Origin of the sequence: Streptomyces sp. TLI_55, assembly GCF_900206255.1 — a bacterium.
In the GTDB taxonomy this organism is placed as follows: Bacteria; Actinomycetota; Actinomycetes; order Streptomycetales; family Streptomycetaceae; genus Streptomyces; species Streptomyces aquilus.
On sequence record NZ_OAOJ01000001.1, the window covers coordinates 842,493 to 867,285 of the forward strand.

Annotated in this window: 24 protein-coding genes and 1 pseudogene; 8 read left to right on the forward strand and 17 right to left on the reverse strand. The window is 71.9% G+C overall.

What is annotated here, in order from left to right; genetic code table 11:
- Positions 1-48 precede the first annotated feature (48 nt).
- Positions 49-636, forward strand: coding sequence for an Rv1733c family protein (locus CRP56_RS04065; protein WP_097260281.1), 588 nt, complete (start codon positions 49-51; stop codon positions 634-636).
- A 26-nt stretch (positions 637-662) separates the two neighbouring features.
- On the opposite strand, the gene CRP56_RS04070 is transcribed toward CRP56_RS04065, so the two are convergent.
- Positions 663-2,045, reverse strand: a complete 1,383-nt coding sequence (locus CRP56_RS04070; RefSeq protein WP_097273700.1) for an 8-oxoguanine deaminase — start codon at positions 2,043-2,045, stop codon at positions 663-665.
- Positions 2,046-2,173: 128 nt separating this feature from the next.
- Here CRP56_RS04070 and CRP56_RS04075 point away from each other — a divergent pair, with 128 nt between their 5' ends.
- From CRP56_RS04075 to CRP56_RS04085, 3 genes are all read left to right on the forward strand, one after another.
- A complete protein-coding gene (locus CRP56_RS04075) occupies positions 2,174-3,142 on the forward strand; it encodes an acetylxylan esterase (RefSeq protein ID WP_097260283.1) in 969 nt (322 codons plus the stop codon).
- 105 nt (positions 3,143-3,247) lie between these two features.
- Complete coding sequence (locus tag CRP56_RS04080; RefSeq protein ID WP_097260285.1) at positions 3,248-4,411, forward strand: serine hydrolase domain-containing protein; 1,164 nt, start codon at positions 3,248-3,250, stop codon at positions 4,409-4,411.
- Between the two features lie 120 nt (positions 4,412-4,531).
- Positions 4,532-5,257, forward strand: coding sequence for a GntR family transcriptional regulator (locus CRP56_RS04085; RefSeq protein ID WP_097260286.1), 726 nt, complete (start codon positions 4,532-4,534; stop codon positions 5,255-5,257).
- Positions 5,258-5,267: 10 nt separating this feature from the next.
- Here CRP56_RS04085 and CRP56_RS04090 read toward each other — a convergent pair whose 3' ends face one another.
- Entirely contained in the window at positions 5,268-5,999 is a 732-nt protein-coding gene (locus CRP56_RS04090) for a class I SAM-dependent methyltransferase (protein ID WP_097260288.1), read from the reverse strand.
- A gap of 105 nt (positions 6,000-6,104) precedes the next feature.
- Here CRP56_RS04090 and CRP56_RS04095 point away from each other — a divergent pair, with 105 nt between their 5' ends.
- A complete protein-coding gene (locus CRP56_RS04095; protein WP_097260289.1) occupies positions 6,105-6,503 on the forward strand; it encodes a nuclear transport factor 2 family protein in 399 nt (132 codons plus the stop codon).
- Between the two features lie 10 nt (positions 6,504-6,513).
- Here CRP56_RS04095 and CRP56_RS04100 read toward each other — a convergent pair whose 3' ends face one another.
- Entirely contained in the window at positions 6,514-7,434 is a 921-nt protein-coding gene (locus tag CRP56_RS04100; RefSeq protein WP_097260290.1) for a zinc-binding dehydrogenase, read from the reverse strand.
- A gap of 101 nt (positions 7,435-7,535) precedes the next feature.
- On the opposite strand from CRP56_RS04100, the gene CRP56_RS04105 reads away from it, so the two are divergent.
- The 3 genes and pseudogenes from CRP56_RS04105 to CRP56_RS04115 all read left to right on the forward strand — a co-directional run.
- Positions 7,536-8,363, forward strand: a complete 828-nt coding sequence (locus CRP56_RS04105; RefSeq protein ID WP_097260292.1) for a class I SAM-dependent methyltransferase — start codon at positions 7,536-7,538, stop codon at positions 8,361-8,363.
- A 244-nt stretch (positions 8,364-8,607) separates the two neighbouring features.
- Complete coding sequence (rho, locus tag CRP56_RS04110; RefSeq protein ID WP_097260294.1) at positions 8,608-9,735, forward strand: transcription termination factor Rho; 1,128 nt, start codon at positions 8,608-8,610, stop codon at positions 9,733-9,735.
- Positions 9,736-9,849: 114 nt separating this feature from the next.
- Positions 9,850-10,734: pseudogene (locus CRP56_RS04115) on the forward strand (D-alanyl-D-alanine carboxypeptidase family protein); the annotation flags it as partial.
- 11 nt (positions 10,735-10,745) lie between these two features.
- Here CRP56_RS04115 and CRP56_RS04120 read toward each other — a convergent pair.
- The 14 genes from CRP56_RS04120 to CRP56_RS04185 all read right to left on the reverse strand — a co-directional run bounded on the left by CRP56_RS04120 (position 10,746) and on the right by CRP56_RS04185 (position 24,663).
- Positions 10,746-12,122: a glycosyltransferase 87 family protein gene (locus tag CRP56_RS04120; protein ID WP_097273702.1), complete on the reverse strand. Its 1,377-nt coding sequence runs from the start codon at positions 12,120-12,122 to the stop codon at positions 10,746-10,748.
- Entirely contained in the window at positions 12,119-13,504 is a 1,386-nt protein-coding gene (gene mptB, locus CRP56_RS04125) for a polyprenol phosphomannose-dependent alpha 1,6 mannosyltransferase MptB (protein ID WP_097260298.1), read from the reverse strand. Before mptB ends, CRP56_RS04120 begins: the two co-directional genes overlap by 4 nt.
- Positions 13,505-13,575: 71 nt before the next feature.
- Entirely contained in the window at positions 13,576-14,508 is a 933-nt protein-coding gene (locus CRP56_RS04130) for a glutaminase (RefSeq protein WP_179850948.1), read from the reverse strand.
- 49 nt (positions 14,509-14,557) lie between these two features.
- The gene (aspA, locus tag CRP56_RS04135) at positions 14,558-15,970 is read right to left on the reverse strand and encodes an aspartate ammonia-lyase (RefSeq protein ID WP_097260300.1); all 1,413 of its coding nucleotides are present in this window, start codon (positions 15,968-15,970) and stop codon (positions 14,558-14,560) included.
- A gap of 139 nt (positions 15,971-16,109) precedes the next feature.
- A complete protein-coding gene (locus CRP56_RS04140; RefSeq protein WP_097260303.1) occupies positions 16,110-17,126 on the reverse strand; it encodes an asparaginase in 1,017 nt (338 codons plus the stop codon).
- A gap of 76 nt (positions 17,127-17,202) precedes the next feature.
- On the reverse strand, positions 17,203-18,657 hold the full coding sequence (locus tag CRP56_RS04145) for an amino acid permease (protein ID WP_097260305.1): 1,455 nt from the start codon (positions 18,655-18,657) through the stop codon (positions 17,203-17,205).
- Positions 18,654-19,337: a FadR/GntR family transcriptional regulator gene (locus CRP56_RS04150; protein WP_097260308.1), complete on the reverse strand. Its 684-nt coding sequence runs from the start codon at positions 19,335-19,337 to the stop codon at positions 18,654-18,656. The genes CRP56_RS04145 and CRP56_RS04150 overlap by 4 nt, the downstream gene beginning before the upstream one ends.
- A gap of 158 nt (positions 19,338-19,495) precedes the next feature.
- Positions 19,496-20,332 carry an undecaprenyl-diphosphate phosphatase gene (locus CRP56_RS04155; RefSeq protein WP_097260310.1) on the reverse strand — a complete coding sequence of 279 codons (837 nt, stop codon included), beginning with the start codon at positions 20,330-20,332 and terminating at the stop codon, positions 19,496-19,498.
- Between the two features lie 49 nt (positions 20,333-20,381).
- Entirely contained in the window at positions 20,382-20,735 is a 354-nt protein-coding gene (gene crcB, locus CRP56_RS04160) for a fluoride efflux transporter CrcB (RefSeq protein ID WP_097260312.1), read from the reverse strand.
- Positions 20,732-21,118, reverse strand: coding sequence for a DUF190 domain-containing protein (locus CRP56_RS04165; RefSeq protein ID WP_097260314.1), 387 nt, complete (start codon positions 21,116-21,118; stop codon positions 20,732-20,734). The genes crcB (CRP56_RS04160) and CRP56_RS04165 overlap by 4 nt, the downstream gene beginning before the upstream one ends.
- On the reverse strand, positions 21,115-21,573 hold the full coding sequence (gene crcB / locus CRP56_RS04170; protein WP_097260316.1) for a fluoride efflux transporter CrcB: 459 nt from the start codon (positions 21,571-21,573) through the stop codon (positions 21,115-21,117). Before crcB (CRP56_RS04170) ends, CRP56_RS04165 begins: the two co-directional genes overlap by 4 nt.
- A gap of 61 nt (positions 21,574-21,634) precedes the next feature.
- The gene (locus tag CRP56_RS04175; protein ID WP_097260318.1) at positions 21,635-22,594 is read right to left on the reverse strand and encodes an SMP-30/gluconolactonase/LRE family protein; all 960 of its coding nucleotides are present in this window, start codon (positions 22,592-22,594) and stop codon (positions 21,635-21,637) included.
- Positions 22,595-22,623: 29 nt separating this feature from the next.
- Complete coding sequence (locus CRP56_RS04180; protein ID WP_097260320.1) at positions 22,624-22,911, reverse strand: helix-turn-helix domain-containing protein; 288 nt, start codon at positions 22,909-22,911, stop codon at positions 22,624-22,626.
- A gap of 192 nt (positions 22,912-23,103) precedes the next feature.
- Positions 23,104-24,663 carry a glycosyl hydrolase 53 family protein gene (locus CRP56_RS04185; protein WP_097260322.1) on the reverse strand — a complete coding sequence of 520 codons (1,560 nt, stop codon included), beginning with the start codon at positions 24,661-24,663 and terminating at the stop codon, positions 23,104-23,106.
- Positions 24,664-24,793 lie beyond the last annotated feature (130 nt).

A 24,793-nucleotide genomic window follows, 5' to 3' on the forward strand; every position in this document is an offset into this window, starting at 1 on the left:
GGTATCGGAGACCGTTGTGGGCACTCGCAGCAGTGCGAGGAGGTCGACATGCGAACCCGGGTCCGCGGCTGGCGCTGGCGGCACAATCCGCTGCGACGCCGGTCGGACGTGGTCGAGGCGTGGACAACGCTGGTCGTCGTCCTGCTGCTGCTCCTGGTCGCGCCCCTCGCCGGGGTGTTGACGGCCCGGTGGGCGCACTCCGAGGCGCAGGCGGTGGCGGTGGCCCAGCGCGCCGACCGGCACAGCGTGCGCGCCGAGGTCGTCGGCGGGATCCCGAACGAACTGCCCACGGTGCAGGGTGGCCGGGCGCACACCTTCCGTACGACGGTCACCTGGACCGAGCCGGGCGAGGGGCGCCGGACGGCCACCGCCCGGGTGCCCGCCGGGTCGCGCGACGGTGACATGGTCACGGTGTGGTTCGACAGCCGGGGGCGCAACGTCCCGGAGCCGACGGACGCCGTCTCCGTCTGGCAGCACACCGTCACGATGGGCGGGTGCGCGACCGCCGGGACGGTCGGCGTGATCCTCCTCGGCCGGCTCGTCGTACGCCATGTGGCCACCCGCCGCCGCCTCGCCGAGTGGGAGGCGGAGTGGGCCCGCACGGAACCGGAGTGGACGCGCCGCCGGCCTGCGTGAGCCCTGCGGACCCCTGAGGAACTTCCCTACCCGTCGATGCCCTGCATCCGCCGCGCCACGCTCCCGTGGTCCCGCAACACGTCCCGCAGTCCCGGCAGTACCGGCTCGCCCCGGTCCACCAGGACCCGGCCCGCGACCACCGTCGTCCACGCGCGAGCCGGTCCGCAGCGCAGCCACGCCTCCACGGGGTCGGTCAGCGCGCCCGCGAGGGCGATCTCGTGGAGGTCCCAGACGACCAGGTCGGCGCAGGCGCCGGGGCGCAGGTGGCCGATCTCGTCGGCGCGGCCGAGACAGCGGGCCGAGCCGCGGGTGGCCATGTCGAGGGCGTCCCGGGCGGTCATGGCGCCGGGGCCGCCGCGGTAGCGGCCGAGCAGCAGGGCGCCCCGCGTCTCCATCCAGAGGGAGGCGTGGTCGGTGGAGGCGGAGCCGTCGCAGCCGATGCCGACGGGCAGGCCGAGTTCCCGCATCTCGCGCACCCGGGCCGTGCCGCCGCCGATCAGCATGTTGGAGCTCGGGCAGTGGGCCACGCCGACGCCCGCGTCCGCCAGGCGGCGCAGCTCGGCGTCGTTGGGGTAGATGCAGTGCGCCACCCAGGTGCGGTCGCTCATCCAGCCGCAGTCCTCGAAGTACTCCACGGGCCGGCAGCCGTACGTCTCCAGGCAGTACGTGTCCTCGTCGTGGTCCTCGGCGAGATGGGTGTGGAGTCGGACGTCATGCCGCTCGGCGAGTTCGGCGGTGGCCGTCATGACCTCCTTCGTCACCGAGAACGGCGAGCAGGGCGCGAGCGCGACCCGGATCAGGGCGCCCGGTTCGGGGTCGTGGTGTGCCTTGATCAGCCGCTCGCTGTCGGCGAGCACCTCGTCCATCGGCTGCGTGACGCTCTTCGGCGGCAGTCCCCCGTCCTCGACGGACCGCGTCATGGAGCCGCGGGTGGCGTGGAAGCGGAAGCCGATGTCGCGGGCGGCGCGGATCTCGGCGTCGACCAGGCGGGGACGCGGGTGGACGTAGAGGTGGTCGGAGGACGTGGTGCAGCCGCCCATGAGGAGTTCGGCCATGCCGACGTACGCCGACACATAGGCGGCCTCCTCGTCGAGGGCGGCCCACAGCGGGTAGAGCGTGGTCAGCCAGTCGAAGAGGGTGCCGTTCACGGCGGGGGCGTAGGAGCGGGTGAGGTTCTGGTAGATGTGGTGGTGGGTGTTGACCAGCCCGGGCGTGACCAGCCGTCCGGCGGCCGACACGGTCGTATCGGCCTCGGGTTCGTGACCCGACGTTCCCACGGCGGTGACCCGACCACCCGCTATGGCCACCCAGCCGCCCCGGATCTCCCGCTCCCCGTCGACGACGAGCAGGTCGGCGTCCCTGACCAGCAGTTCGACATTCCGAACGGGCACTTCGGAGGCAGCTGACATGGCGCCATCGTAGGCCCGCGACCGGGCAAGGGCCTGGTGATTCGTCGGACCACCCACGTACGGTGTGATCATCCGCACCTGTCATCCGAACTCCACATCCTTGCCCCTCATCCCAAAGGCGGTCCTACATGGCTCTGTTCGACCTTCCCCTCGATGAGCTCCGCACGTACCGCAGCACTTCGCCGGAGCCCGAGGGCTTCGACGCGTTCTGGTCCAAGACCCTCCAGGAGGCCCGGGAGCACGACCTGGACGCCCGCTTCGAGCCCGTCGACACGGGGCTGTCCACGGTGCGGGTGCACGACGTGACGTTCGCCGGGTTCGGCGGTCACCCGGTGAAAGGCTGGCTGACCCTGCCCGCCGCAGCGCAGGAACCGCTCCCGGTCGTCGTGGAGTTCATGGGGTACGGCGTCGGGCGCGGGCTGCCGCACGAGCATCTGCTGTGGGCCTCCACGGGCCGGGCGCACTTCGTGATGGACAGCCGCGGCCAGGGCAGCGGCTGGGGCGGCGGGGGCGCCACGGCCGATCCGGTCGGCGCGGGGCCCTCCTACCCCGGTTTCATGACCCGGGGCATCGAGTCGCCCGAGACCTACTACTACCGCCGGCTGTTCACCGACGCCGTGCGGGCAGTCGAGGCCGCCCGCTCACATCCGCTCGTCGACCCCGCGCGGACCGCCGTCACCGGCATCAGCCAGGGCGGCGGCATCACCCTCGCGGTGGGCGGGCTGGTGCCGGACCTGGTGGCGGTCGCGCCGGACGTGCCGTTCCTGTGCCATTTCCCGCGCGCGGCGACCATGACGGACAGTCACCCGTACCGCGAGATCGGCATGTTCCTCAAGACGCACCGCGGCCGCACCGAGGACACCCTGCGCACCCTCTCGTACTTCGACGGTGTCCACTTCGCCGCGCGCGGCAGCGCCCCGGCCCTCTTCTCGACGGCCCTGGAGGACACGGTCTGCCCGCCCTCCACCGTCTTCGCCGCCTTCAACAACTGGGCGCACGAGGACCGGGAGATCGAGGTGTACGACTTCAACGACCATGAGGGCGGCGGCCCTTACCAGGAAGCGGCCAAACTGCGCTGGCTGCGCTCGCACCTCTGACGGGCGTCGCACACCTTCCCTCCAGTCCGACCAGTCGGTACGTTCAAAGGGCCCGGGTCGCAGCGTCGCGGCCCGGCTTTCCGGTGTGCGACACGGAGGCCGCCCATGTCCGAGCACGAATCCCTGGTCCAAGGCCACTGCGACGAGCGGTTCGCGGCGGTGCGGACCGCGTTCGAGGAGAACTTCCGGGACCGGGGCGAGCTGGGCGCCGCCGTGGCCGTGACGGTCGACGGCCGGACCGCGGTGGATCTGTGGGGCGGCTGGGCCGACGCGGCACGCACCCGCCCGTGGGAGCGGGACACGCTGGTCAACGTGTGGTCGACGTCGAAGGGACCGACGGCCCTGTGCGCCCACGTACTCGCCGACCGCGGGCTGCTCGACCTCGACGCGCCGGTGGCCACCTACTGGCCGGAGTTCGCGGCGGCGAGCAAGGAGAAGGTGCTGGTACGGCATCTGCTGTCGCACCGGGCCGGACTGGCCGGGCCGCGTGAGCCGCACTCCCTTCAGGAGCTCTACGACTGGGAGTTCACCACGCGCCGGCTCGCGGCGACCGAGCCCTGGTGGGAGCCCGGCACTCAGTCGGGCTATCACGCGTTGACCTACGGCTTCCTGGTCGGGGAGGTGGTACGGCGGGTGTCGGGACTGCTGCCGGGGGCCTTCCTTCGCCGGGAGGTGACCGGGCCGCTCGGCATCGACTTCAGCATCGGCCTGCCGGAGAAGGAGTACGGCCGGGCGGCGGAGCTGGAGCACATGGCACCGCCGGCGAACGGCCAACAGGGCGCGGCCGTGCAGTTGCCGCCCCTGGCGCTGGCCGCGCTGGCCAACCCCCTGATGGGCGCGGCGGACGCCAACTCGCCCGCTTGGCGCGCCGCGGAGATCCCGGCGGCCAACGGGCACGGCACCGCGCGTGCGGTGGCCCAGCTGTACGGCGTCTTCGCATGCCGGGGGACCTGGGACGGCCGTCGCGTCCTGTCCCCCGCGGCCGCCGAGCGGGTGCGCGAGGGGCAGGGCAGCTGCCGTGACCTGGTGCTGGGCGCCGGGCTCGGCCGGGACACCGAGGTGGCGCTCGGGCTGTGGCTGAGCGGGGACGGGGGATCGTACGGGCCCAACCCGCGCGCTTTCGGACACGACGGCTTCGGAGGGTCCTGCGGTCTCGCGGACCCGGAGGCGGGGGTGTCGCTCGGGTACGTCATGAACCGCATGGGGCCTCGAATCGCCGACGATCCACGGAAGACGGCACTCGTCGAGGCCCTCTACAGCGCCCTGTGACGGGCGGTCCGGTTTCGGCCGAACCGGCGGGCCGCCCTTCCCAAGTGGTTTAGACCAATGCTAGATCTGGTGGCGCACTGAGTCCGCACGGCTACGGCACGTCACTACAGGAGGCGCGGCATGGCCCGCACCACCCCGCACCAGGTCCAGGACCAACCGCTGTACCGGAAGGTCGCCACGCAACTCCTCGGGGAACTGCGCGACGGCACCGTCCCGCCCGGTGAACGGCTGCCGAGCGAGCGGCGGTTGGCCGAGCGGTACGGCGTCAGCAGGGAGACCGTACGGCAGGCTCTGGAGGTGCTCCGGCGCGATGGCATGGTCGCCACCGACCGGCGCGGCAGCCATGCCGCCCTGCCCGGGGAGCCGGTCCGGGCCCCGTCCGCGCTCGCGTTCCCGGTCGGCGCCGCCCCCGCCGTCGCCGCCGACCGGGCCACCGTCACCTGGGAGACTCCCCCGCCGGAGCACGCCGAGGCGCTCGGGCTCGCCCCGCACCGGCCGACGCTGGTGCACCGCTACGAGTCGGCGGGCACGGGAGGCCGCCGTACGGCCGTGACGTCCTTCTCCGCGGTGGCGCTCGCCGAGGTCGAGGAGCTGGCCCGGTACCGGGAGCGGGCCGACGGCACCGCCTCGGCGCAGCTGTGGCGGGCGTACGACTGGATGCGCAGGGCAGGTCTGACCCTGCACCACCGCGACTCCATCACCCCGCTCGCGGACTCGCCCGCGGTACGGGTGACCCGGCGGGTGCACGACCAGTACGCCCGGCCGCTGGAGATCACCGACCTGGTGCTCGACGACCGACAGGGCCCCCTGGTCTACGAGTTCACGCTGCCGGCCGACGGCTACTGAAGACCGGCCGTCAGGACGGCAGGCCGGCCACCACCATCCGCACCCGTGGGCTCCCGTCGCCGCGGTCCCCGAACTCGGGCAGGGCTTCGAGGTCGACACGGAAGCCCGCGGCTTCCAGTTCCCGGCGGACGTCTCCCAGCCGGAAGGCCCGGTAGTACATGACGAACGGGGGCCGCCAGACGGCGTTCCGCACCCGCATGACCAGGTCGAAGCCGAGGAGCATCCAGTAGCCGAGGGACCCCGGGCGGGGCGGTGCGACGACGGGGAACGCGAAGCAGCCGCCCGGTCGCAGCACGGAGCGGACCTGGCCGAACAGCCCGGGCAGCTCGCGCGGCAGGAAGTGCCCGAACGCCCCGAAGCTGACGACGAGGTCGAAGGCGGGGCCGAACGGCAGGGCGCGGGCATCGGCGCGGACCCAGTCCACGCGTGGCCCGGGAGCGGCGGGCCGTACGCGCCCTCGGGCCACGGCGAGCATGCCGTTGCTGAAGTCCACGCCCGTGACGCTCTCCCGGCACACCCGCGCGAGCACCCCGGCTCCGGCTCCGGTCCCGCAGCACAGGTCGAGGCCGGCGTCGAAGGGCCCCCTGCGGGCCAGGGCCCGGCCGACGGAGTCCAGTACGGAGTCGGGGGTACGGAACGGCGTGTGGTCGAACTTCGGGGCGAGCAGGTCATAGCCGCGTTCCACGGACGACAGGGCCTGGACGGCGAGTTCGCGGAGGCTGGGGCCTTCGGGGCTGAACATCGCGTCAGCTTAGGGGAGTACCCGCCCGCCCCCGTGGACATCCCGTCTCTCCCCGTCTACCCTCCAACACACTTACTCAATTAATTGACTACGAGGTGAAGTCGGATGCGTGCTTTCCGCGAGGCCGTCGAGGCCTGGGACTTCGACGCCGTTGAGGCGCTGCTGGCGGAGGACGTCGTCTTCACCAGTCCGGTCGTCTTCAAGCCGTACCCCGGAAAGGCGATCACGGCGGCGATCCTGCGCGGTGTCTCACGGGTCTTCGAGGACTTCCGCTACGTACGGGAGATCGAGGGCACGGACGGCGCGCACCACGCCCTGGTCTTCGAGGCGCGCGTGGGCGACCGCACGCTCACCGGCTGCGACTTCCTGCACGTCAATGAAGACGGTCTGATCGACGAGTTCACGGTCATGGTCCGCCCGCTGTCGGGCGCCCAGGCCCTGGCGGAGGCGATGGGCGCCCAGTTCGCCCGCATCGAGGAGGAGGCGCGGGCGCGACTCGCGTGAGCGGGCCGGCTCAGCCCACGTCCAGCACCGCCTTCCCGCGCAGCCGACGCTCGCTCAGCGCCGCGACGGCGTCCGCGATCTTGTCCCACGGGCCCCGCCAGCCGACCGGCACCCGCAGCTTCCCGGCGGCGACCAGGGCGAGCAGACGGTCCAACTGCGCGCGGCGGTCGGTGAGTCCGCCGCCGTTGTAGACCGAGACAATCGACTTCGGCGCGGGACTGCCCAGCGTGGAGCCGACCGGCAGCACCGCGTCCCCGCCGGACGCCCAGCCGACGCTCTGCAGGTTGCCGCCGGACGCCAACAGGCCGTAGGAGGCGGCCAGTTGGGTGCCGCCGACGTTGTCGATGACGATGTCGACCGGCCGCGTCACCTGCTCGGTCCCGGACACCACCTCGTCGGCCCCGAGCTCCCCGACCCACCGGCGTCCGTCCTCGGATCCGGCCACGCCGACGACGTACGCCCCGCCGAGCGCCGCGAGCTGCACCGCGAAGCCGCCCACCCCGCCGGACGCCCCGGTGACCAGGACCCGGCGGCCGAGGAGCGGTCCCGCCTGTTCCAGCGCGCGCAGGGCGGTGCCCGCGGCGACGGGCAGGGCGGCGGCCTCGCCGAGGTCGACGCCGTCCGGGACCACGGCCACGTCGGCCACGTCCAGGGCCCGCAACGCGGCGAATCCACCGCCCTCCCCGAACCCCACGACCCGGCTGCCCACAGCGGGCCCCGTGCCGTCCGCGGCGGCACGCACGACGACGCCGGACGAGTCGAAGCCGATCACCTCGCCCGGTGCGCCGCGCTCCGCGAAGTAGAGTTCGGCGGCGTTCAGGGAGCTGTGCCGGACCTCCACCAGGACCTGCCCCGGCCCGGGTGCCGGGTCCGGCGCCTCCCCCGGGCTCAGTCGTCCGGGTGCCTCCGGGTCCACGATCAATGCGCGCATTGCCAGTCCCTCCGGTCGCCATCGGCCATTCGCCGACCCCAACCGTGGCCGATCCGGACTTCTTCCCGCCACTCCACGTCCGTTGCCGCTTGGATGGCCTCATGACCACCGACGAGCACGCGCGGCTCATGCGGGCCAACCAGGCAAACTGGGACGCCCGCACCCCCGTCCACCTCGCCAGCCGCTTCTACGGGCTCGACGAGGACCGCGACCCGGCCCGCTGGTTCGCCGACTTCGAATGGGACGACCTGGGCGACCTGTCCGGCCGCGACGTGCTCCACCTCCAGTGCCATCTGGGCACCGAGACGATCGCCTTCGCCCGGCGCGGCGCCCGCGCGACCGGCCTCGACTTCTCGGCGGCCTCGGTGGCGGCGGCCCGGGACATCGCGGCGAAGGCGGGCGTCGACGTCGACTACGTACAGGCCAATGTCTACGACGCCGAAGCGGCCCTGGGCGGGCGGCGGTTCGACGTCGTCTACACGGGCAAGGGCGCGCTGTGCTACCTGCCCGACCTGGAGCGGTGGGCGGACGTCGTCGTCCAACTGCTGCGTCCGGGCGGGAAGTTGTACGTCGTCGAGTTCCATCCCCTCCTCAACTCCCTCGGCCCCAAGCCCGCCCCGGGAGAAGGGCCGGAACTGCTGCTGCGCCACGACTACCTCGGCGGCGCCGGGGCCGTGCGCCGGGACGCGACCCACACGTACACCGACGGGCCGGCCGTCGAGGGGGCCACGGACAGTTACGAGTGGATGCACGGAACAAGCGAGGTCCTCAACGCGTTGGTGCAAGCAGGACTGACCGTCCGGCGTCTCACCGAGAGCGACGAGCTGCCGTGGCCGCGCTGGCCGCAGATGGTTCGCACCCCGTCCGGCTGGTGGCGGCTCCCCGAGCCGCGCATCCCGCTTCTCTACGGACTCCTCGCCACCCGCTGAACCGGCGTGGTACGGTCCTGCTAGCACTTGTGTACGCCCAGTCGTGGGCGCCGGTGCCAGTTCCCTCCCCAGTTCGCCGATCGGCGTACTCGCCGTACCGGCTTCTTCCCACCACCTCGTGACCACACGGGTCCGATGGCTGGTTTCCCGCCGCTAGAAGGCGCTGTGTCCGCCTTCCCTCCTCGCGGCCCCTCTCCCCCTTCCGCATGCCTCATGCCGTACGTCCGTGAAAGGACCCATCACCATGACCACCACACTCGAACACCCCCCGATCCAGCAGGAACCCCCGGTCCGCGCCGTCTCCGGCGTCCTCGACATCGACGCCGGCGGCAAGGGCCATCTGCGCTCCGCCGACCTGCTGCCGCAGCCCACCGACCTCCAGGTCTCCCCAGCGCTGATCCGCCGTCACGGCCTGCGCAAGGGCGACCTCGTCGACGGTGTCCGCGGCACCCAGCGCGCCCTCACCGAGGTCGCCCGGGTCAACGGCCGCACCCCCGACAAGAACCGTCGCCGCTTCGGCGACCTGACACCGCTCCACCCGCGCGAGCGCATCCGCCTCGAACACCCCGCGTCCGGCCTGACCGGCCGCGTCACCGATCTGCTGGCCCCCGTGGGCAAGGGCCAGCGCGGGCTGATCGTGGCCCCGCCGAAGACCGGCAAGACGGTCCTGCTGCAGCAGGTCGCGGCGGCCGTCGCCGGTAACCATCCCGAGTGCCGGCTGATGGTGGTGCTGCTCGACGAGCGGCCGGAGGAGGTCACCGACATGCGGCGCTCCGTGCGCGGCGAGGTGTACGCCTCCACGTTCGACCGCACGCCCAAGCAGCACATCGCGCTCGCCGAGCTCGTCATCGAACGCGCCAAGCGGCTCGTCGAGGCCGGCGAGGACGTCGTGATCCTGCTCGACTCGCTCACCCGGCTGTGCCGGGCGCACAACAACGCCGCCGCCGCGGGTGGCCGGACACTCAGCGGTGGCGTGGACGCGACCGCGCTGATCGGCCCCAAGCGCTTCTTCGGCGCCGCCCGGCTGGCCGAGGAGGGCGGCTCGCTCACGATCCTCGCCACCGCCCTGGTGGAGACCGGGTCCCGCGCCGACGACTTCTTCTTCGAGGAGCTCAAGAGCACCGGCAACATGGAGCTCCGCCTCGACCGCGAACTCGCCGCCCGTCGCGTCTTCCCGGCCGTCTCCCTCAACCCCTCCGGCACGCGCCGCGAGGAACTCCTCCTGCCCCCGGCCGAGTTGGCGGCCGCGCGGGGGCTGCGCCGGGCCCTGCGGGACAAGGACGGCCTGGAGACGCTCCTGGAGCGCATGCGCGAGACCCCGGACAACGCGACGTTCGTCCACCGCATCCAGCCGACGCTGCCCACGGCCTGACGCCTCGTCGGCCCGTCCCGACCCACGGTCGGCCCATCCCCCGTCCGGGTGCTCGCGCGTCCCGTACGGCCCGGGCAGCACCGCGTGGAGCAGGTCCGTTTCTAGCTTTGCGGTATGACCATCGGATTTCCTTCCCGGGCTGTCGCGTCGGCCTGCGCGCTGTGCACGGCGGGCCTGCTCGTGCTCGCCCCCGCCGCGGCCGTAGCGTCCACCGGCTCCGACCCCGACGCGCCCGGCGGACCGCAGGCCTCCGCCCCGCCGCCACGCCTGCTGTACCGCTCCGGCACCCAGGTGCGGCCGCTCGGCGATGCGCCGCGCCTGCCGGACGTCTCCGCGCTGTCGTGGGTCGTGGCCGACGCGGACAGCGGGGTGGTGCTCGCGGCGCACGACGCGCACCGCAGGCTGCCGCCGGCCAGCACGCTCAAGACGCTGTTCGCGCTGACCGTGCTGCCACTCCTGCCCGCCGGCATCCGGCACCGGGTGGGCAACGACGAACTGGCCGACGTCGCCGACGGCAGCAGTCTGGTCGGGGTGCGGGAAGGACAGACGTACCAGGTCGCCGATCTGTGGCGCGGGGTCTTCCTCAACTCCGGCAACGACGCCGTGCACGTCCTCGCCGGGCTCGGCGGCGGCTGGCGCGCCACGGCCGTCCGGATGCAGGCCAAGGCCCGGGCGCTCGGCGCCCGCGACACGCAGGTGCGGTCCCCGGACGGCTACGACACGCCGGGTCAGGTCTCGTCCGCCTACGACCTCGCCGTCTTCGGGCGGGCGGGGCTGCGCAACCCCGACTTCGCGCGGTACTGCCGTACCGCGGAGGCCAGGTTCCCCGGGGGCGGCGGCTGGTCGTACGCCATCCAGAACACCAACCGGCTGCTCACCGGCGCCGACGGCGTCGAGCCGTACGACGGGCTGGTCGGCATCAAGAACGGCTACACCAGCCACGCCGGCAACACCCTCGTCGCCGCCGCGAAGCGGGGCGGGCGCACCCTCGTCGTCACCGTGATGAACCCTCAGGCCGGCGGCGGCTTCGCCGTGTACGAGGAGGCGCGGGAGCTGCTCGACTGGGGCTTCGGCGCGGCCGGTCGCGTCGCGGCGGTGGGCTCGCTGGACGCCCTGCGCGGCAGACCGCGGCCGGGCACGGCCGCCGTGCCCGTGGCCGCCGCGACCGTGCCGGAGCGCGGACCCGACTGGACGGGGGCCGGGATGGTCGTCGCCGCGTCGGCACTCAGTGCGGGCGTCGTCGCCTTCGCCCTGCGCGCCAGGAACAGGCGGGCCGCGCGCGGCTGACCGGTCGGCAGCCACAGCAGCAGACCGAGCGTGACCCAGGTGTACGTGTTGCTGCCGAGGAACCCGTCGACACCGGACGCGTCGTCGAACCACAGCCAGACCACACTGGTGCACAGCACCGCGTACAGGGCGCCCGCCACGCGCGCGTGCCCGGCGCGCACCAGCACGGCGAAGGCCGGCAGCAGCCACACCAGGTGGTGCACCCAGGTGATCGGGCTGATCAGGCAGGCGGTCAGCCCGGTCAGCGCGAACGCCGCCGTCCAGTCCCCCGCGGCGGCCGCCGCACGCGCGCGGACCGCCCAGACGCCGAGCGTCAGCAGCACCGCCACCGCCCACACCGCTCGGTCCGTCTCCCCCAGCCGCGCCAGAATCCCTTGCAGCGACTGGTTCGAGACATAGTCCAGGCGTCCCACCCGCGTCGTGTCCCACATCGCCTGGGTCCAGTAGAAGCGGGAGGCGTCCGGGGCCACCCACGCCGCCAGGGCGGTGGCGCCGCCGGCCACGGCCGTCGCGACGGCGGCGGCCCGGCGGCGGCCGGCGAGCAGCAGAAGGCCGATGAAGAGCGCGGGCGTGAGTTTGACGGCCGCCGCCAGACCGATGCCCCATCCTGCCCACCGGCCCCGGCCGGTCGCGAGCAGCCAGGCGTCCGTCAGCACCAGGGCCAGCAGCAGGAGGTTCACCTGGCCGAAGCTGAACGTGTCCCGCAGCGGCTCGAACAGCGCCAGCGCGCACACGGTGAGACCACACCCGTACCAGCCGAAGCGCCGGAGCGGCCGTCCGCTCAGCACGCGCGCGACGACGGCCGTCGCCGTCGCGTTGAGCAGCACGGAACCCGCGATCGCGGCGGACAGCGGCAGCAGCGCCATCGGCAGCATGGCGACGGCGGCGAACGGCGGGTAGGTGAAGCCGTACGTGGTGCCGGGCACCCGGTAGTCGTAGATCCGCCCGCCGTGGTGAACCCAGCTGTACACGGCCCCGTGATAGACGCGCAGGTCGAACCAGTCGCGCAGCAGCGGCACGGTCGCGGTGAAGACGGTGACGGCGGTGGCGAGCGCGAGGAGCAGCAGCAGTCGGCCGCGGTCGGTGCCGGGCAGGTTCATGCCGTACGACCCCACGCCGGCGCCCGGTCCGTCTGGTGGGCCTGCCAAAGGACGACCACGGCCAGGACGCCCCCGGAGACGGCCAGCACCAACTGGCCGGCATCGGCCGGGCCGCCGCTGGGCAGCGTGGCGAGCGCCAGGACACCGGTCACGGCCGCCACCCGGTGCCGTACCGACGCGGTGGGTGCCGCGGCGGCGATGAGGAACAGGCCCCACAGGGCGTACCAGGGGCGGATCGCCGGGCCGAACGCGGCCACCGTGGCGAGGCTCAGGCCGAGCGCGTACACCGGGCGTGGCCGCAGCCGCCACCATATGGCCGCCACGAGGCCCGCGGTGAGGGCGATGCCGAGCGCGTGCCAGACGGGGACGGCCAGGGGTGCCAGGTCGCTGCCGAGGTGTTCCAGGAGAGCGCCGGTGGCGCGGCCCAGGAGGCTGGTGAGGGCCCAGTTCTGGGGCGACACCGGGGTGCTGAGCGCGCGGATCCAGCCGTACCCCGTCCCGGCCACGGCCGTCGCGACGACCGTGGTGGCCGCGGCGGCGAGAGCGGTGGTCACCACGGCCCGCGCCGGGCGCCGGCCGGCCCGGGTCTGGAGGACGACGACCGCGGCCAGCCCGAGCACGGCGGGCGCCTTGACCAACGCGGCGAGCGTGACGAGCACGGCGCCCACGACCGGCCACCGGCCGAGCGCCGCGACCAGGCCCGCGCCGAGCAGCCCGAGCATGATCGCGTCGTTGTGGGCGCCGGCTACCAGATGGAGCAGGACGAGCGGGTTGAGGGCGCCGAGCCAGAGCGCCGCGGCCGGGTCGGCGCCGCTGTGCCGGGCGAGCCGGGGCAGCGCCGCCGCCATCAGGGCCACGCCGGTCAGCGCGACGAGACGCATGCCGAAGAGGCCGGCCGGGAGTTCGCCGCGGGTGAGGCCGGCCAGCGCGGAGGCGACGGCGAGGAAGACCGGGCCGTACGGCGCACCGGTGTGCCGCCAGATCGGGGCGACCTCGTCGGCGAGCGGGCCGCCGAGCTGTGCGGGGCCGTGCGCGTACACGTCCATGTGGGCGTCGACCATGGCGCCCTGGGCGAGGTAGCTGTAGACGTCACGGCTGAACAGGGGCGGGGCGAGGAGGAGGGGTGCCGCCCACAGCGCCAGGACGAGGAGCAGTTCGCGCGGGGCGGGCGGCTCGGGGGTCCTGATCAGCCGGCCCAGCAGCGCCCAGGCCGCGATGAGCAGGACGACGCCGAAGTAGACGCCGATGAGACCGACGGCGGCGTGCACGGAGGCGGGGTTGAGCAGGTCCCTCACGGGGAGGGCGCCGGCCGTTTCACCGCCTGCCGCGAGGACGGTGGTTCCGGCCAGGCCGAGTATTTGGCAGCGGCGTAGGTCGACCACGCTGGGAGCGTTGCGCTGTCAGGTGGCCGGAACTTGACGGGGGTGTGGCACACCTGTGTCAAGAAGACGCCCTAGAAGACCGACAGGCCCGTCAGCGTCGTGAACCGGTCCAGCGCCGCCACTCCCGCGACCGAGTTGCCGCGTTCGTCGAGCCCCGGGCTCCACACGCACAGCGTGCACCGCCCCGGCACCACCGCGATGATGCCGCCGCCGACCCCGCTCTTGCCCGGCAGGCCGACGCGGTAGGCGAAGTCGCCCGCCGCGTCGTACGTCCCGCAGGTCAGCATCACCGCGTTGACCTGCTTGGCCTGGCTGCGGGTGAGCAGCCGGGTGCCATCGGCGCGGATGCCGTGCCGGGCCAGGAAGCCTGTCGCCAGGGCCAGGTCGGCGCAGGAGGCCATGAGGGAGCACTGCCGGAAGTACTGGTCGAGCAGACCGGGCACGGGGTTGTGGATGTTGCCGTACGACGCCATGAAGTGGGCGAGCGCGGCGTTGCGGTCACCGTGGGCCGACTCGGAGGCGGCGACCTCCTCGTCGAACTCCAGCTTGGGATTGCCGCTCTCCGCCCGGAGGAAGGCCAGCAGCTCGCCCGCCGCGTCTCCGGTACGGGAAAGCAGCCGGTCGGTGACGACGAGGGCGCCCGCGTTGATGAAGGGGTTGCGTGGGATGCCGTTCTCGTACTCCAGCTGGACCAGGGAGTTGAAGGGGTTGCCGGAGGGCTCGCGGCCCACGTGCTCCCAGAGTTCGTCACCCTCCCGGGCCAGGTCGAGGGCGAGGGTGAAGACCTTGGTGACGGACTGAGTGGAGAACGGCTGCCGCCAGTCCCCCACGCCGTACACCGTGCCGTCGAGCTCCGCGACGGCCATGCCGAAGCGGCGCGGGTCGCAGGCCGCGAGCGCCGGGATGTAGTCGGCGGGGCGACCCCGTCCCGGGGTGCGCTCGATCTCCTCGGCGATGCGCTCCAGGACCGGCGCGAAGGTCAGGGACGGACTCATGATCACCATTGTGCCTCCGGGCCGGTCGGGACGCGCTTCCAGCAGGTGCGGGGAGGGATCAGGCCAGGGCCTGCCCACTGCCCGCGACGACCTCGGGCCGCAGCAGGTCGGCGAGCCTCTCCGCGGGCAACAGCCCCTTCTCCAGCACCAGTTCGGCCACACCCCGGCCGGTCACGAGGGCCTCCTTGGCGATGTCGGTGGCGGCCTCGTACCCGATGTGCGGGTTGAGGGCGGTGACCAGACCGATGGAGTTCTCGACGCTGGCGCGCAGCTTCTCGGTGTTGGCGGTGATGCCGTCGACGCAGCGCTCGGCGAGGGTGCGGCAGGCGGCGCCCAGGTGCGTGATGCTCTCCGACAGGGAGTGCAGGATGATCGGCTCGAAGGCGTTCAGCTGGAGCTGTCCGGCCTCGGCGGCCATGGTGATGGCCACGTCGTTGCCGATCACCTCGAAGGCGACCTGGTTGACGACCTCGGGGATCACCGGGTTGACCTTGCCGGGCATGATCGACGAACCGGCCTGCACGGGCGGCAGGTTGATCTCCCCGAGCCCCGCGCGCGGACCCGACGACAGCAGCCGCAGATCATTGCAGCTCTTGCTCAGCTTGACGGCGATCCGCTTGAGCACACCGGACATCTGGACGAACGCCCCGCAGTCCTGGGTGGCTTCGACCAGGTTGGCGGCGGTGACGAGCGGCAGCCCGGTGATGGCGGACAGGTGCCGCCGCGCGGCCTCCGCGTACCCGGCGGGGGCGTTGAGCCCGGTCCCGATGGCCGTGGCCCCCAGGTTGATCTCATGGATCAACTGGACGGCCTCGTCAAGACGGTTGCGATCCTCGTCAATCATGACGGCGTACGCGGAGAACTCTTGACCGAGCGTCATCGGCACCGCGTCCTGCAACTGTGTACGGCCCATCTTGAGCACGTCACGGAACTCGACCGCCTTACGGGCGAACGAGTCCTGCAGTACAGCCATCGACTTGAGCAGTCCACGCACCGCGAAGACCGTCGCGATCTTGACCGCGGTCGGGTAGACGTCATTGGTGGACTGCCCGAGGTTGACGTCCTCGTTGGGGTGCAGATGCCGGTACTCGCCCTTCGCGTGCCCCAGCAGCTCCAACGCGCGGTTGGCCACGACCTCGTTGGCGTTCATGTTGGTCGAGGTGCCGGCCCCGCCCTGGATCACGTCGACCACGAACTGGTCGTGCAGCTTCCCGTCCCGGATCTCCCGGCAGGCCTCGACGATGGCGGCGGCCTTGCGCGGCTCCAGCAGCCCCAGCTCCTCGTTGGCGAGCGCGGCGGCCTCCTTGACGGCGGCGAGGGCGTCGATGAGATGCGGGTAGGCGGAGATGGGCGTCCCGGTGATGGGAAAGTTCTCGGTGGCCCGCAGGGTGTGCACACCCCAGTAGGCGTCGGCGGGAATGTCCCGGTACCCGAGGAGATCGTGCTCACTGCGGGCGACGACGGTGGTCATGAGGTTCGGTTCCTCTTTCTAAAAGGGGGTGGGGTCATTTCCCTAGGGGCGCGGGGCTGTATCAATCTGCGGCTCCGCCGCGCGGGCGCGACCAGCCACAACGGGCCCGCAGTCGCCCTTCAACAGATCCGGCACATCCTCAGGCGCAGGCCGAAACCACAACGGGCTCCAGCGACCGAACCGGCCGCACACACCCCACCGGCTCCCCACCCCCAAGAAGCGCCTCGCCCTGAAACTCGGTGAGCAGCTCCGGAGAAACCCCGGCCCAGGCGAGCGCCGCCGCCGCCACGGGAACCCGCGCCCGATTCGCCCCGTCCGCGATCTTCACGGCCACCGCCCGCCCATCAGGCAGCGCGGCGACCTGAACACCCTCGAACCCGTCCTTGGCGAGCAGCCCGGGCACGGCCCGCATCAGCGCGGCGACATCCCGCCCCGCCCCGGACGCCATCTCCGGATGCGCACGCATCGCGTCGGCGACCCGCGCCTCGGGCGTACCCGGCACGGCGGCGGCGATCCGCGAGACGGCACGGGCCAGCCCGTTCAGGGACACGGAGAACAAAGGCGCCCCGCACCCGTCCACCGTCACGCGCGCGATCCGCTGCCCGGTGAGGTCCTCGACGATCTCGGCGATGGCCTGCTGGAGCGGATGCGCGGGATCGAGGTACCCGTCGAGCGGCCACCCGTTGAGCACGCAGGTGTACAGCATCGCCGCGTGCTTGCCGGAGCAGTTCTGGGCGAGCCGCGAGGCCGCGCGCCCCTCCCGCACCCACTCGTCCCTTACGCCGGGATCGAAGGGCATGTCGGGAACGTTGCGCAGGGCGTCCTCGCCGAGGCCGGCCAGGTCGAGGATCCGCCGCGTCCCGGCGAGATGCCGCTCCTCGCCGGAATGGCTCGCGGCGGCCAGCGACAGCAGCTCGCCGTCGAGCGGCAGCCCCGCCCGCACCATGGCGACCGCCTGCACCGGCTTGAGCGCCGAGCGCGGATAGAACGCGGCCTCGATGTCGCCGAGTTGGAAGTCGACGCGGCCGTCGGCGCCGAGGACGACGACGGAACCGTAGTGGATGCCCTCCACGACCCCGCCGCGTATCAGGTGGGCGACGGGGGCGTGGAGGGGCTCGCGGATCAGGGGTGCGTCCGCGACGGAACTGATCGACATGACTGCCTTCTAGGGGTGCGCCGCGCGGATCACGCGTGGCCGCCGGTGGGGTGGATCTCGGCGCTCACGTGCGTGTTCACGTGTCGGCGCCTGCGGAGGGGGTCTCGGCCGCCGTCCGGGCGATCCGGCCGCGGATGGCGTACCACCCGGCGACCAGCGCCCCGATGATCAGCGGCAGACACAGCACGGTGGTGCGTCCGACGCCGCCGTCGGCGTACATCAGGACCAGGACGGAGGCGAGGAAGACCAGCGTCACGATCTCGGTCCAGGGGGAGCCCGGCAGTCGGTAGCCGGGGCGGGTCAGTTCGCCCTTCTCGGTCTTCTGCCAGAAGAGCATGTGACAGACCATGATCATGCCCCAGGTGGACAGGATCCCGATCGCGGCGAAGTTCAGCACGATCTCGAAGGCGTCGGCGGGGACGACGGCGTTGAGGCCGACGCCGAGGACGCAGATGCCGCTGGTGAGCAGGATGCCGCCGTAGGGGACCTGGCTGCGGCTCATGACGCCGGTGAACTTGGGCGCGGAGCCGGACTTGGCCATGGAGCGCAGGATGCGGCCGGTGGAGTACAGGCCCGAGTTGAGGGAGGACATGGCCGCGGTGAGGACGACGAGGTTCATCACGCCGCCGGCGGCCGGGACGCCGATGTTGGAGAGCACGGTCACGAAGGGGCTCTGGCCGCCGGTGTACTTGTTCCACGGCAGCAGCATCGACAGCAGGACGACCGAGCCGACGTAGAAGAGGCCCACGCGCCACATGATCGAGTTGATCGCCTTCGGCATGATCTGCTCGGGGTTCTCGGTCTCACCGGCCGCGACGCCCACCAGTTCCACCGAGGCGTAGGCGAAGACGACGCCCTGGAGGATCAGCAGCATGGGCAGCAGGCCGTTGGGGAAGACGCCGCCGTGGTCGGTGATCAGGGCCGGGCCCGGGGTGGTGTCGCCGACCTCGTGCTGGGTGACCAGCAGGAAGATGCCGATCAGCATGAACGCCACGAGCGCGCCCACCTTGACGATGGCGAACCAGAACTCCAGCTCGCCGAACATCTTCACCGAGATGAGGTTCACGGTGAGGACGACCGCGAGCGCGACGAGCGCGATCACCCACTGCGGGATGTCGGAGAACATCCCCCAGTAGTGGGTGTAGACGGCCACGGCGGTGATGTCGGCGATGCCGGTGGTGGCCCAGTTCAGGAAGTACATCCAGCCTGCGACGTAGGCGCCCTTCTCGCCCAGGAACTCCCGGGCGTACGACACGAAGGCGCCGGAGGAGGGGCGGTACAGGACGAGTTCACCGAGGGCGCGGACCACCAGGAAGGCGAAGATGCCGCAGACCGCGTAGGCGATGAACAGGGAGGGGCCGGCGTCGGCGAGGCGGCCGCCCGCGCCGAGGAAGAGGCCGGTGCCGATGGCACCGCCGATGGCGATCATGTTGACGTGCCGGTGCTTGAGGGACTTGCTGTATCCCTCGTCTCCCGCGTCGACATGGCCGGAACGTTTCTGCACGTCGTCGTGCAGGATCTGCTCGCTCACGCCTGGGGGTCGCCTTCCGTGGGGGTGTCCGTGCCCTTGCCAGGGGGACGCACGATGTCGGTGAGGGTGGTCTCGACGCGGTCGAGGTGGTGGGACATGGCCTCCACCGCGTCGTGTTCGGAACCGTCGAGCAGCGCCTCGACGATCGCCCGGTGCTCGCGGTTGGACTGCTCGCGGCGCCCGCCCAGCTCGTTGAGGAAGGCCGACTGACGCGCCAGTGCGTCCCGGATCTCCTCGATGACCCGGCGGAACACCGGGTTCTGGGCGGCCTCGGCGACGGCCAGATGGAACAGCGTGTCCATCGCGACCCACGCGGTGGTGTCCGTCTCCCGCTCCATGCGGTCGAGCAGGTGCGCCAGATGGTCGAGGTTCTCCGGGGTGCGGCGCAGGGCCGCGTACCCGGCGACGGGGATCTCGACGTGCCGGCGCACCTCCAGCAGGTCACTGGCCGCGTAGTCGCCGAAGGTGGGGTCCTCCACGGCGCTGGCGACCACGAAGGTGCCCTTGCCGGTCTTGGAGACGGTCAGCCCCATGGTCTGCAGCGCCCGCAGGGCCTCGCGCAGCACGGGGCGGCTGATCTCCAGCGTGCGGCAGAGCTCGGCCTCGGAGGGGAGCTTGTCGCCGATGGCGTAGTCACCCCGCTCGATGGCGGAGCGCAGATGCGCCAGCACCGCTTCCATGGCGCTGACGCGCCGCGGGGGCTGTCCGGCTGTCCGGCTGTCTGACAGGTTCACGGGAGAGATACTCCGGGCGGCGGGAGGGTGCTGTCAAGACACCTGAAAGGAGAATTTCACGGGGCGTGAGAGCTGAATGCGGGTTCACGCCCCGTCGAGGCCGGTCAGCTGTCCAGCACGCCGGTCGCCAGCAGGCCGAAGAGCAGCACACCGACGACGATCCGGTAGATCACGAACGCGTTGAAGGAGTGCTTGGCGACGTACTTCAGCAGCCAGGCGATGGAGCCGTAGGCGACGACGAAGGAGACGACCGTGCCGACGGCCAGCGGGGCCGCGCCCACGCCGGTGCCGAGCGCGTCCTTGAGCTCGTAGATGCCGGCTCCGGTCAGCGCGGGAATGCCGAGGAAGAAGGAGAGGCGGGTGGCGGCGACGCGGTCGAGGTCGAGGATGAGCGCGGTGGACATGGTGGCGCCGGAGCGGGAGAAGCCGGGGAAGAGCAGCGCGAGGATCTGGGAGCTGCCGACGAGCATCGCGTCCTTGAACGTGGTGTCGTCCTCCCCTCGCTTGTGGCGGCCCATCTGGTCGGCCGCCCACATCACGGCACTGCCGGCGATCAGCGAGCCCGCCACCACCCACAGCGAGGCGAGCGGCCCCTCGATGAGCGGCTTGGCGGCCAGGCCCACGGCGACGATCGGGATGGTCGCGTAGATCACCCACCAGGCGAACTTGTAGTCGTGGTGGTACCGCTCCTCCTTGTCGCGCAGTCCACGGAACCAGGCGGAGACGATCCGCACGATGTCCTTGCGGAAGTACACGAGCACGGCGGCGATCGCGCCGACCTGGATGACGGCGGAGAACCCGACGACGGCGTCGTCGTCGACCGGGATCTTCATGAGCCCCTCGGTGATCTTCAGATGACCGGTCGAGGAGACGGGCAGGAACTCGGTCACCCCCTCGACGGCTCCGAGGACGACGGCCTGACCGACGCTGATGACGCTCATGTGATCCAGTTCTTCCGACGGAGAGGACGAGGCGGGGGCGGGCACAGTTTTACACCGCCTGGGCCAGCTCCACGCCCACGTACGCCGCGCCCAGACCCGCGATCAGGCTCGCGCCGACATTGGCGAGGGCGTACAGCCCCGCGCCCGTCTCGGCCAGCCGCAGCGTCTCGTACGAGAAGGTCGAGTACGTCGTCAGCGCCCCGCACAGGCCCGTGCCGAGCAGCAACTGCAGGTGGGGTCCAGCCGCCCCGCTGACCAGGCCCAGCACCAGACAGCCGGTGACGTTGACCGCGAAGGTGCCCCAGGGGAAGACCGAGTCGTGGCGGGACTGGATCGCGCGGTCGGTGAGGTAGCGCAGCGGGGCGCCGACCATGGCACCCGCGACGACGAGTAGCCAGTTCACAACGACCTCTTACCCTTGCCGTCCGTTTTGCCGGAATCGGAGCCCGAGTCGCGGCCGACGTACCTGATCACCTCGCAGTCGTCGAGGATGACCAGCCCTTCGGTGACGAGTTCGTCGAGCTGGGGCAGGAAGGCCCGCACCCGGTCCTCGGTGTCGACGATGACGATCGCGACGGGCAGGTCCTCGCTCAGGGACAGCAGCCGGGAGGTGTGGATCAGGGAGGAGGCGCCGAAGCCCTCGATGCCGCGGAACACGCTGGCGCCGGCGAGGCCCGCCGTGTGGGCGCGGTGCACGATCTCGCTGTAGAGGGGCTTGCGGTGCCAGGTGTCGTTCTCGCCGACGAACACGGTCACGCGCAGGGCACTTCCGGTCAGCCTCGTCATGGCTGCCTCCGCTTCAGGACGCGGCGGGTGGCGGTCGCGGCGAGCCACACCGCGGTGAGGGCCGCGAAGAGGGTCGCGGCGAGGTAGGCCAGTCCCGTGCCGGGATGGCCGGAGGCGATCAGTCTGCGGATGTCGACGGCGTACGTGGAGAAGGTGGTGAAGCCGCCGAGGACTCCGGTGCCGAAGAACGGGCGCACCAGCCGGTGGGCGGCCCACACGTCGGTGATGAGCACCATGAACACGCCTATGACCGCGCAGCCGACGACGTTGGTCCAGAAGGTCGCCCAGGGGAATCCGCCCGGCTGGAGGGGCCACCAGAGGGAGAGCGCGTAGCGGGCGGTCGCCCCGATGGCGCCGCCGAGCGCGACCACGGCCACGACGGGCGCCTGACCGCGCAGCACCGGCGGTCGTCGCGGGGTGGGGACACGGAGGCTCTCGGCCTCCGGGGCTGTCATGGTCGTACGTCTCCCTGCCTGGACGGCCTGATCATGGCCGGTCAACAGGGTAACGCCGGGGTCACTTGCCGGGCGGCTCGCACAGGGCGATGCCCCGCTCCCACAGGCTGCCCAGGACCAGATGGCCGGCCGCCTCGCAGACGCTGGTGACCATGCGGAAGCCGGAGTGGCGGCGGGTGAGGTGGTGGACGGTCCCGCCGGAGTCGTCGACGGCCAGGACGCCGATCGTGCCGGTGGGGCGGAACGGGGCGCGGACCGCCAGGCGGGCGGCGGTGCGGCGGGCGGCCGGGCCGGCCCGGTGCAGGAGGTCGAGCGGGGGGACGCGGGGGCCGGCCAGGGAGACCCAGATCGGTCCGTCGGGGCCGGCCCGCCAGAGGTTGTCGGGCATGCCGGGGAGGTTCTCGGCGAAGGGTTCGGTGCGCCCCGCGTGCGGTCCGGTGAGCCAGTGGCGGGTGAGGCGGCAGGCGCCGGTCTCGGCGACGACGAGAAACGATTCGTCGGCGCTCAGGGCCAGTCCGTTGGCGAACTGCAGTCCCTCCGCGAGGACTTCGGGCCGCTCGCTGCCGGGCGCGAGACGCAGCAGCCGGCCCGTGGCGGTGTGCTCGACGATGTCGCCGATCCACTGGTCGAGGGGGTAGCGGCGGCTGGAGACCGTGAAGCAGATGCTGCCGTCGGACAGGGCGACGGTGTTGCTGCAGAACCTCAGCCGCTCCCCCGCCACCGAGTCGGCGAGGATGCGTACGAGGCCGTCGGTGAGGTCGACGCGGAGCAGGCCGAGTTCGGCGTCGCACACCAACAGGTCGTCGTCCGCGAGGAGTTCGAGGCCGAGCGGCCTGCCGCCGGTCTCGGCGAGCACCTCGACGCGGGTCGCGGCCGGATCGGCGAGGCCGTCCAGGCGCAGGATGCGGCCGTCCGCCACACCGGTCACCACGCGGCCCCGGCTGTCGGCGACGACGTCCTCGGGGCCGTGGCCGCCGATGGCGACGTACCGGTGCGGGACCAGCTTCTGTGGACGCTCCACGAACTACCGCCTCTCTCGCGCTGCTCTGTCTACCAGCCTTTCTCGAACATGCGGGCCACCTCGGCTATTCGCACCTCGTCGCGCCGGTAGTAGACCCGGCGGCGGACCCGCTTGGTGCGCAGCAGGCCGATGTCGGCGAGCAACTCCAGGTGGGTGTCGGCGACTTGGCGCCGCACGCCGAGTTTGGCGGCGACGGCGGCCGCGGTGACGCCGTCCTCGGCCGGGCAGCCGCGGCGCTGGGCAGGGAAGTGCGCGACCGGGTCCTTGAGCCACTCCAGGATGTCCAGCCGACGCTGACTGACGGGAGTCCTCAGCATGTCGTGCGCCTCCGTTCGACCTCCTCGAAACCGCGTGTTCCCACTGTCCCGCAGTCGACGCCGTCATGGATGGACTTCTCACACCTTGTCCGGTACCGCACGCACTTGCGAGAAAAGGTAGTTCGGTACTCACACAGGACAACAAAGGGGCCCGGCCGCGTCCGCGCGGCCGGGCCCCCTGTCCTACGGGGACTACCGATGGCTGAACCACGCCATCGCGGGCAGCGCCTTGTTGTCGTAGTCGAACAGCGCCTGGTTCTCCCAGCCGTTGCCGGAGGAGGAGTCGGTCGGGTCCCAGCCGTTGCCGGTGACCGCGGTCCAGGTCGACTCCCAGTAGAAGACGCCCAGGCCACGGCCGTTCGGGACGGCCTCCACGATGCTCGCGACGTCGTTCATCCAGCGGGTCTGGCCGGCCGTGGTGGCGGGGTAGCCGGAGACCAGCTCGCCGGTGAGGTCGATGATGTTCTCGTAGGAGTCGTCGCTGTCGAGACGGAAGGGGTAGGCCGTCTCGGCGACGAACACCGGCTTGCCGTAACGCGAGGCCGCGTCGTCCAGGGTCGTCTGGAAGTCGTAGAGCGAGCCGTGCCAGTAGCCGTAGTAGGACAGGCCGATGACGTCGAACTTGACGCCGGCCGCGACCGCGTTGTCGAACCACCAGCGGGTGCCGCTCAGGTCACCGCCCTTGGCGAGGTGCAGCGCGACCTGGGTGGAGGAGCTGACCGCCTTGACCGCGCTGTAGCCGGAGTTGAGCAGCCCGGCGAGCTGCGACCAGTTGTCGGTGGAGCCCGCCGACCACAGCATGCCGCCGTTGATCTCGTTGCCCACCTGGACCATGTCGGCCGTGGTGCCCTGCGCCTTCAGCGCGTTGAGGACGTCGTAGGTGTGGTTGTAGACGTCCGTCTTCAGCTGGCTGTAGCTGTGGCCCGACCACGCGGCCGGCACGGTCTGGGCGCCCGGGTCGGCCCAGGTGTCGGAGTAGTGGAAGTCGACCAGCAGCTTCATGCCCTGCGCCTTGATGCGCTTGGCCATCGCCAGGACCTGGGTCTTGCCGTTGTAGCCGTCGGCCGCGTTGACCCAGACCTTGACGCGCGCGTAGTTCTGTCCGGCGGACTTGAGGATGGCGAGCGCGTCGCCGGTAGTGCCGGAACTGGTCCGGTAGGTGCCGCCCAGGGCCTCGCTCTTGGCGAGGGAGGAGACGTCGGAACCCTTGATCGACGTACTGGACGTACCGGACGCGAAGGTCAGGTCGTCAACATTGATCCAGTTGCCGGCGTTCGCGTCACTGTTGATGCTGATCGTGCACTGGTTGTTGGTCACGTTGACCGGCACGACGATGTGCAGCCATCCGCTCGGGGAGACCGGCAGATCGGTGCGCTGCTCGGTGCCGCCGCAGTTCTTCAGGGCTATGTAGGCGGAGTTCTGGCCGCCGCCGGAGCGGACCCACGCGGTGAGCTTGTAGTTCCCGTTGGTCAGCCCGGACAGGTACTGGTACGTCTCCACCTTGTAGGCGGCGGACGAGTAGTGGGTGAGGCGGTAACTGCCGCCGTGGCCGCCGGACTCGGTGTACGAGGCGGCGGTCGTGCCGTACTCGGACCAGCCGGCGGGGACGGCCACGCCCGCGCCGTCGGACTCGAACCCGCCGTTGGTCAGCGTGCTCGCCGCCTGGGCGGTCTGTGCGGGCAGGGCGGTGAGGGCGAGCCCCGCGGTGAGCGGGAGGAGCAGGGCTCGCAGGGTGCGTCTGGGATGGAACATCGTCGTCCGTCGTCCCTTCGACATATGGGGTTGGGGGTGCCTTCGCCGAGGACGGCGAAGGGCCCCTCCACCCGCGGCTCGCGGCTCGCACGGGCGGAGGGGAGTCGATGGCGCCCTGGGTCCTGTTGTC

Coding starts and splice junctions, on each gene's coding strand:
- aspA (WP_097260300.1), bottom strand. CDS start 15,970: ATGACCACCGTCGTCGCCCGCAGTGAGCACGATCTCCTCGGGTACCGG.
- CRP56_RS04185 (WP_097260322.1), bottom strand. CDS start 24,663: ATGTTCCATCCCAGACGCACCCTGCGAGCCCTGCTCCTCCCGCTCACC.
- CRP56_RS04120 (WP_097273702.1), bottom strand. CDS start 12,122: ATGAACCTGCCCGGCACCGACCGCGGCCGACTGCTGCTGCTCCTCGCG.
- CRP56_RS04100 (WP_097260290.1), bottom strand. CDS start 7,434: ATGCGCGCATTGATCGTGGACCCGGAGGCACCCGGACGACTGAGCCCG.
- CRP56_RS04070 (WP_097273700.1), bottom strand. CDS start 2,045: ATGTCAGCTGCCTCCGAAGTGCCCGTTCGGAATGTCGAACTGCTGGTC.
- CRP56_RS04150 (WP_097260308.1), bottom strand. CDS start 19,337: ATGGAAGCGGTGCTGGCGCATCTGCGCTCCGCCATCGAGCGGGGTGAC.
- CRP56_RS04080 (WP_097260285.1), top strand. CDS start 3,248: ATGTCCGAGCACGAATCCCTGGTCCAAGGCCACTGCGACGAGCGGTTC.
- CRP56_RS04065 (WP_097260281.1), top strand. CDS start 49: ATGCGAACCCGGGTCCGCGGCTGGCGCTGGCGGCACAATCCGCTGCGA.
- CRP56_RS04075 (WP_097260283.1), top strand. CDS start 2,174: ATGGCTCTGTTCGACCTTCCCCTCGATGAGCTCCGCACGTACCGCAGC.
- CRP56_RS04140 (WP_097260303.1), bottom strand. CDS start 17,126: ATGTCGATCAGTTCCGTCGCGGACGCACCCCTGATCCGCGAGCCCCTC.
- CRP56_RS04090 (WP_097260288.1), bottom strand. CDS start 5,999: ATGTTCAGCCCCGAAGGCCCCAGCCTCCGCGAACTCGCCGTCCAGGCC.
- CRP56_RS04105 (WP_097260292.1), top strand. CDS start 7,536: ATGACCACCGACGAGCACGCGCGGCTCATGCGGGCCAACCAGGCAAAC.
- CRP56_RS04165 (WP_097260314.1), bottom strand. CDS start 21,118: ATGACGAGGCTGACCGGAAGTGCCCTGCGCGTGACCGTGTTCGTCGGC.
- crcB (WP_097260316.1), bottom strand. CDS start 21,573: ATGACAGCCCCGGAGGCCGAGAGCCTCCGTGTCCCCACCCCGCGACGA.
- CRP56_RS04130 (WP_179850948.1), bottom strand. CDS start 14,508: ATGGTGATCATGAGTCCGTCCCTGACCTTCGCGCCGGTCCTGGAGCGC.
- CRP56_RS04095 (WP_097260289.1), top strand. CDS start 6,105: ATGCGTGCTTTCCGCGAGGCCGTCGAGGCCTGGGACTTCGACGCCGTT.
- CRP56_RS04085 (WP_097260286.1), top strand. CDS start 4,532: ATGGCCCGCACCACCCCGCACCAGGTCCAGGACCAACCGCTGTACCGG.
- rho (WP_097260294.1), top strand. CDS start 8,608: ATGACCACCACACTCGAACACCCCCCGATCCAGCAGGAACCCCCGGTC.
- CRP56_RS04180 (WP_097260320.1), bottom strand. CDS start 22,911: ATGCTGAGGACTCCCGTCAGTCAGCGTCGGCTGGACATCCTGGAGTGG.
- CRP56_RS04155 (WP_097260310.1), bottom strand. CDS start 20,332: ATGAGCGTCATCAGCGTCGGTCAGGCCGTCGTCCTCGGAGCCGTCGAG.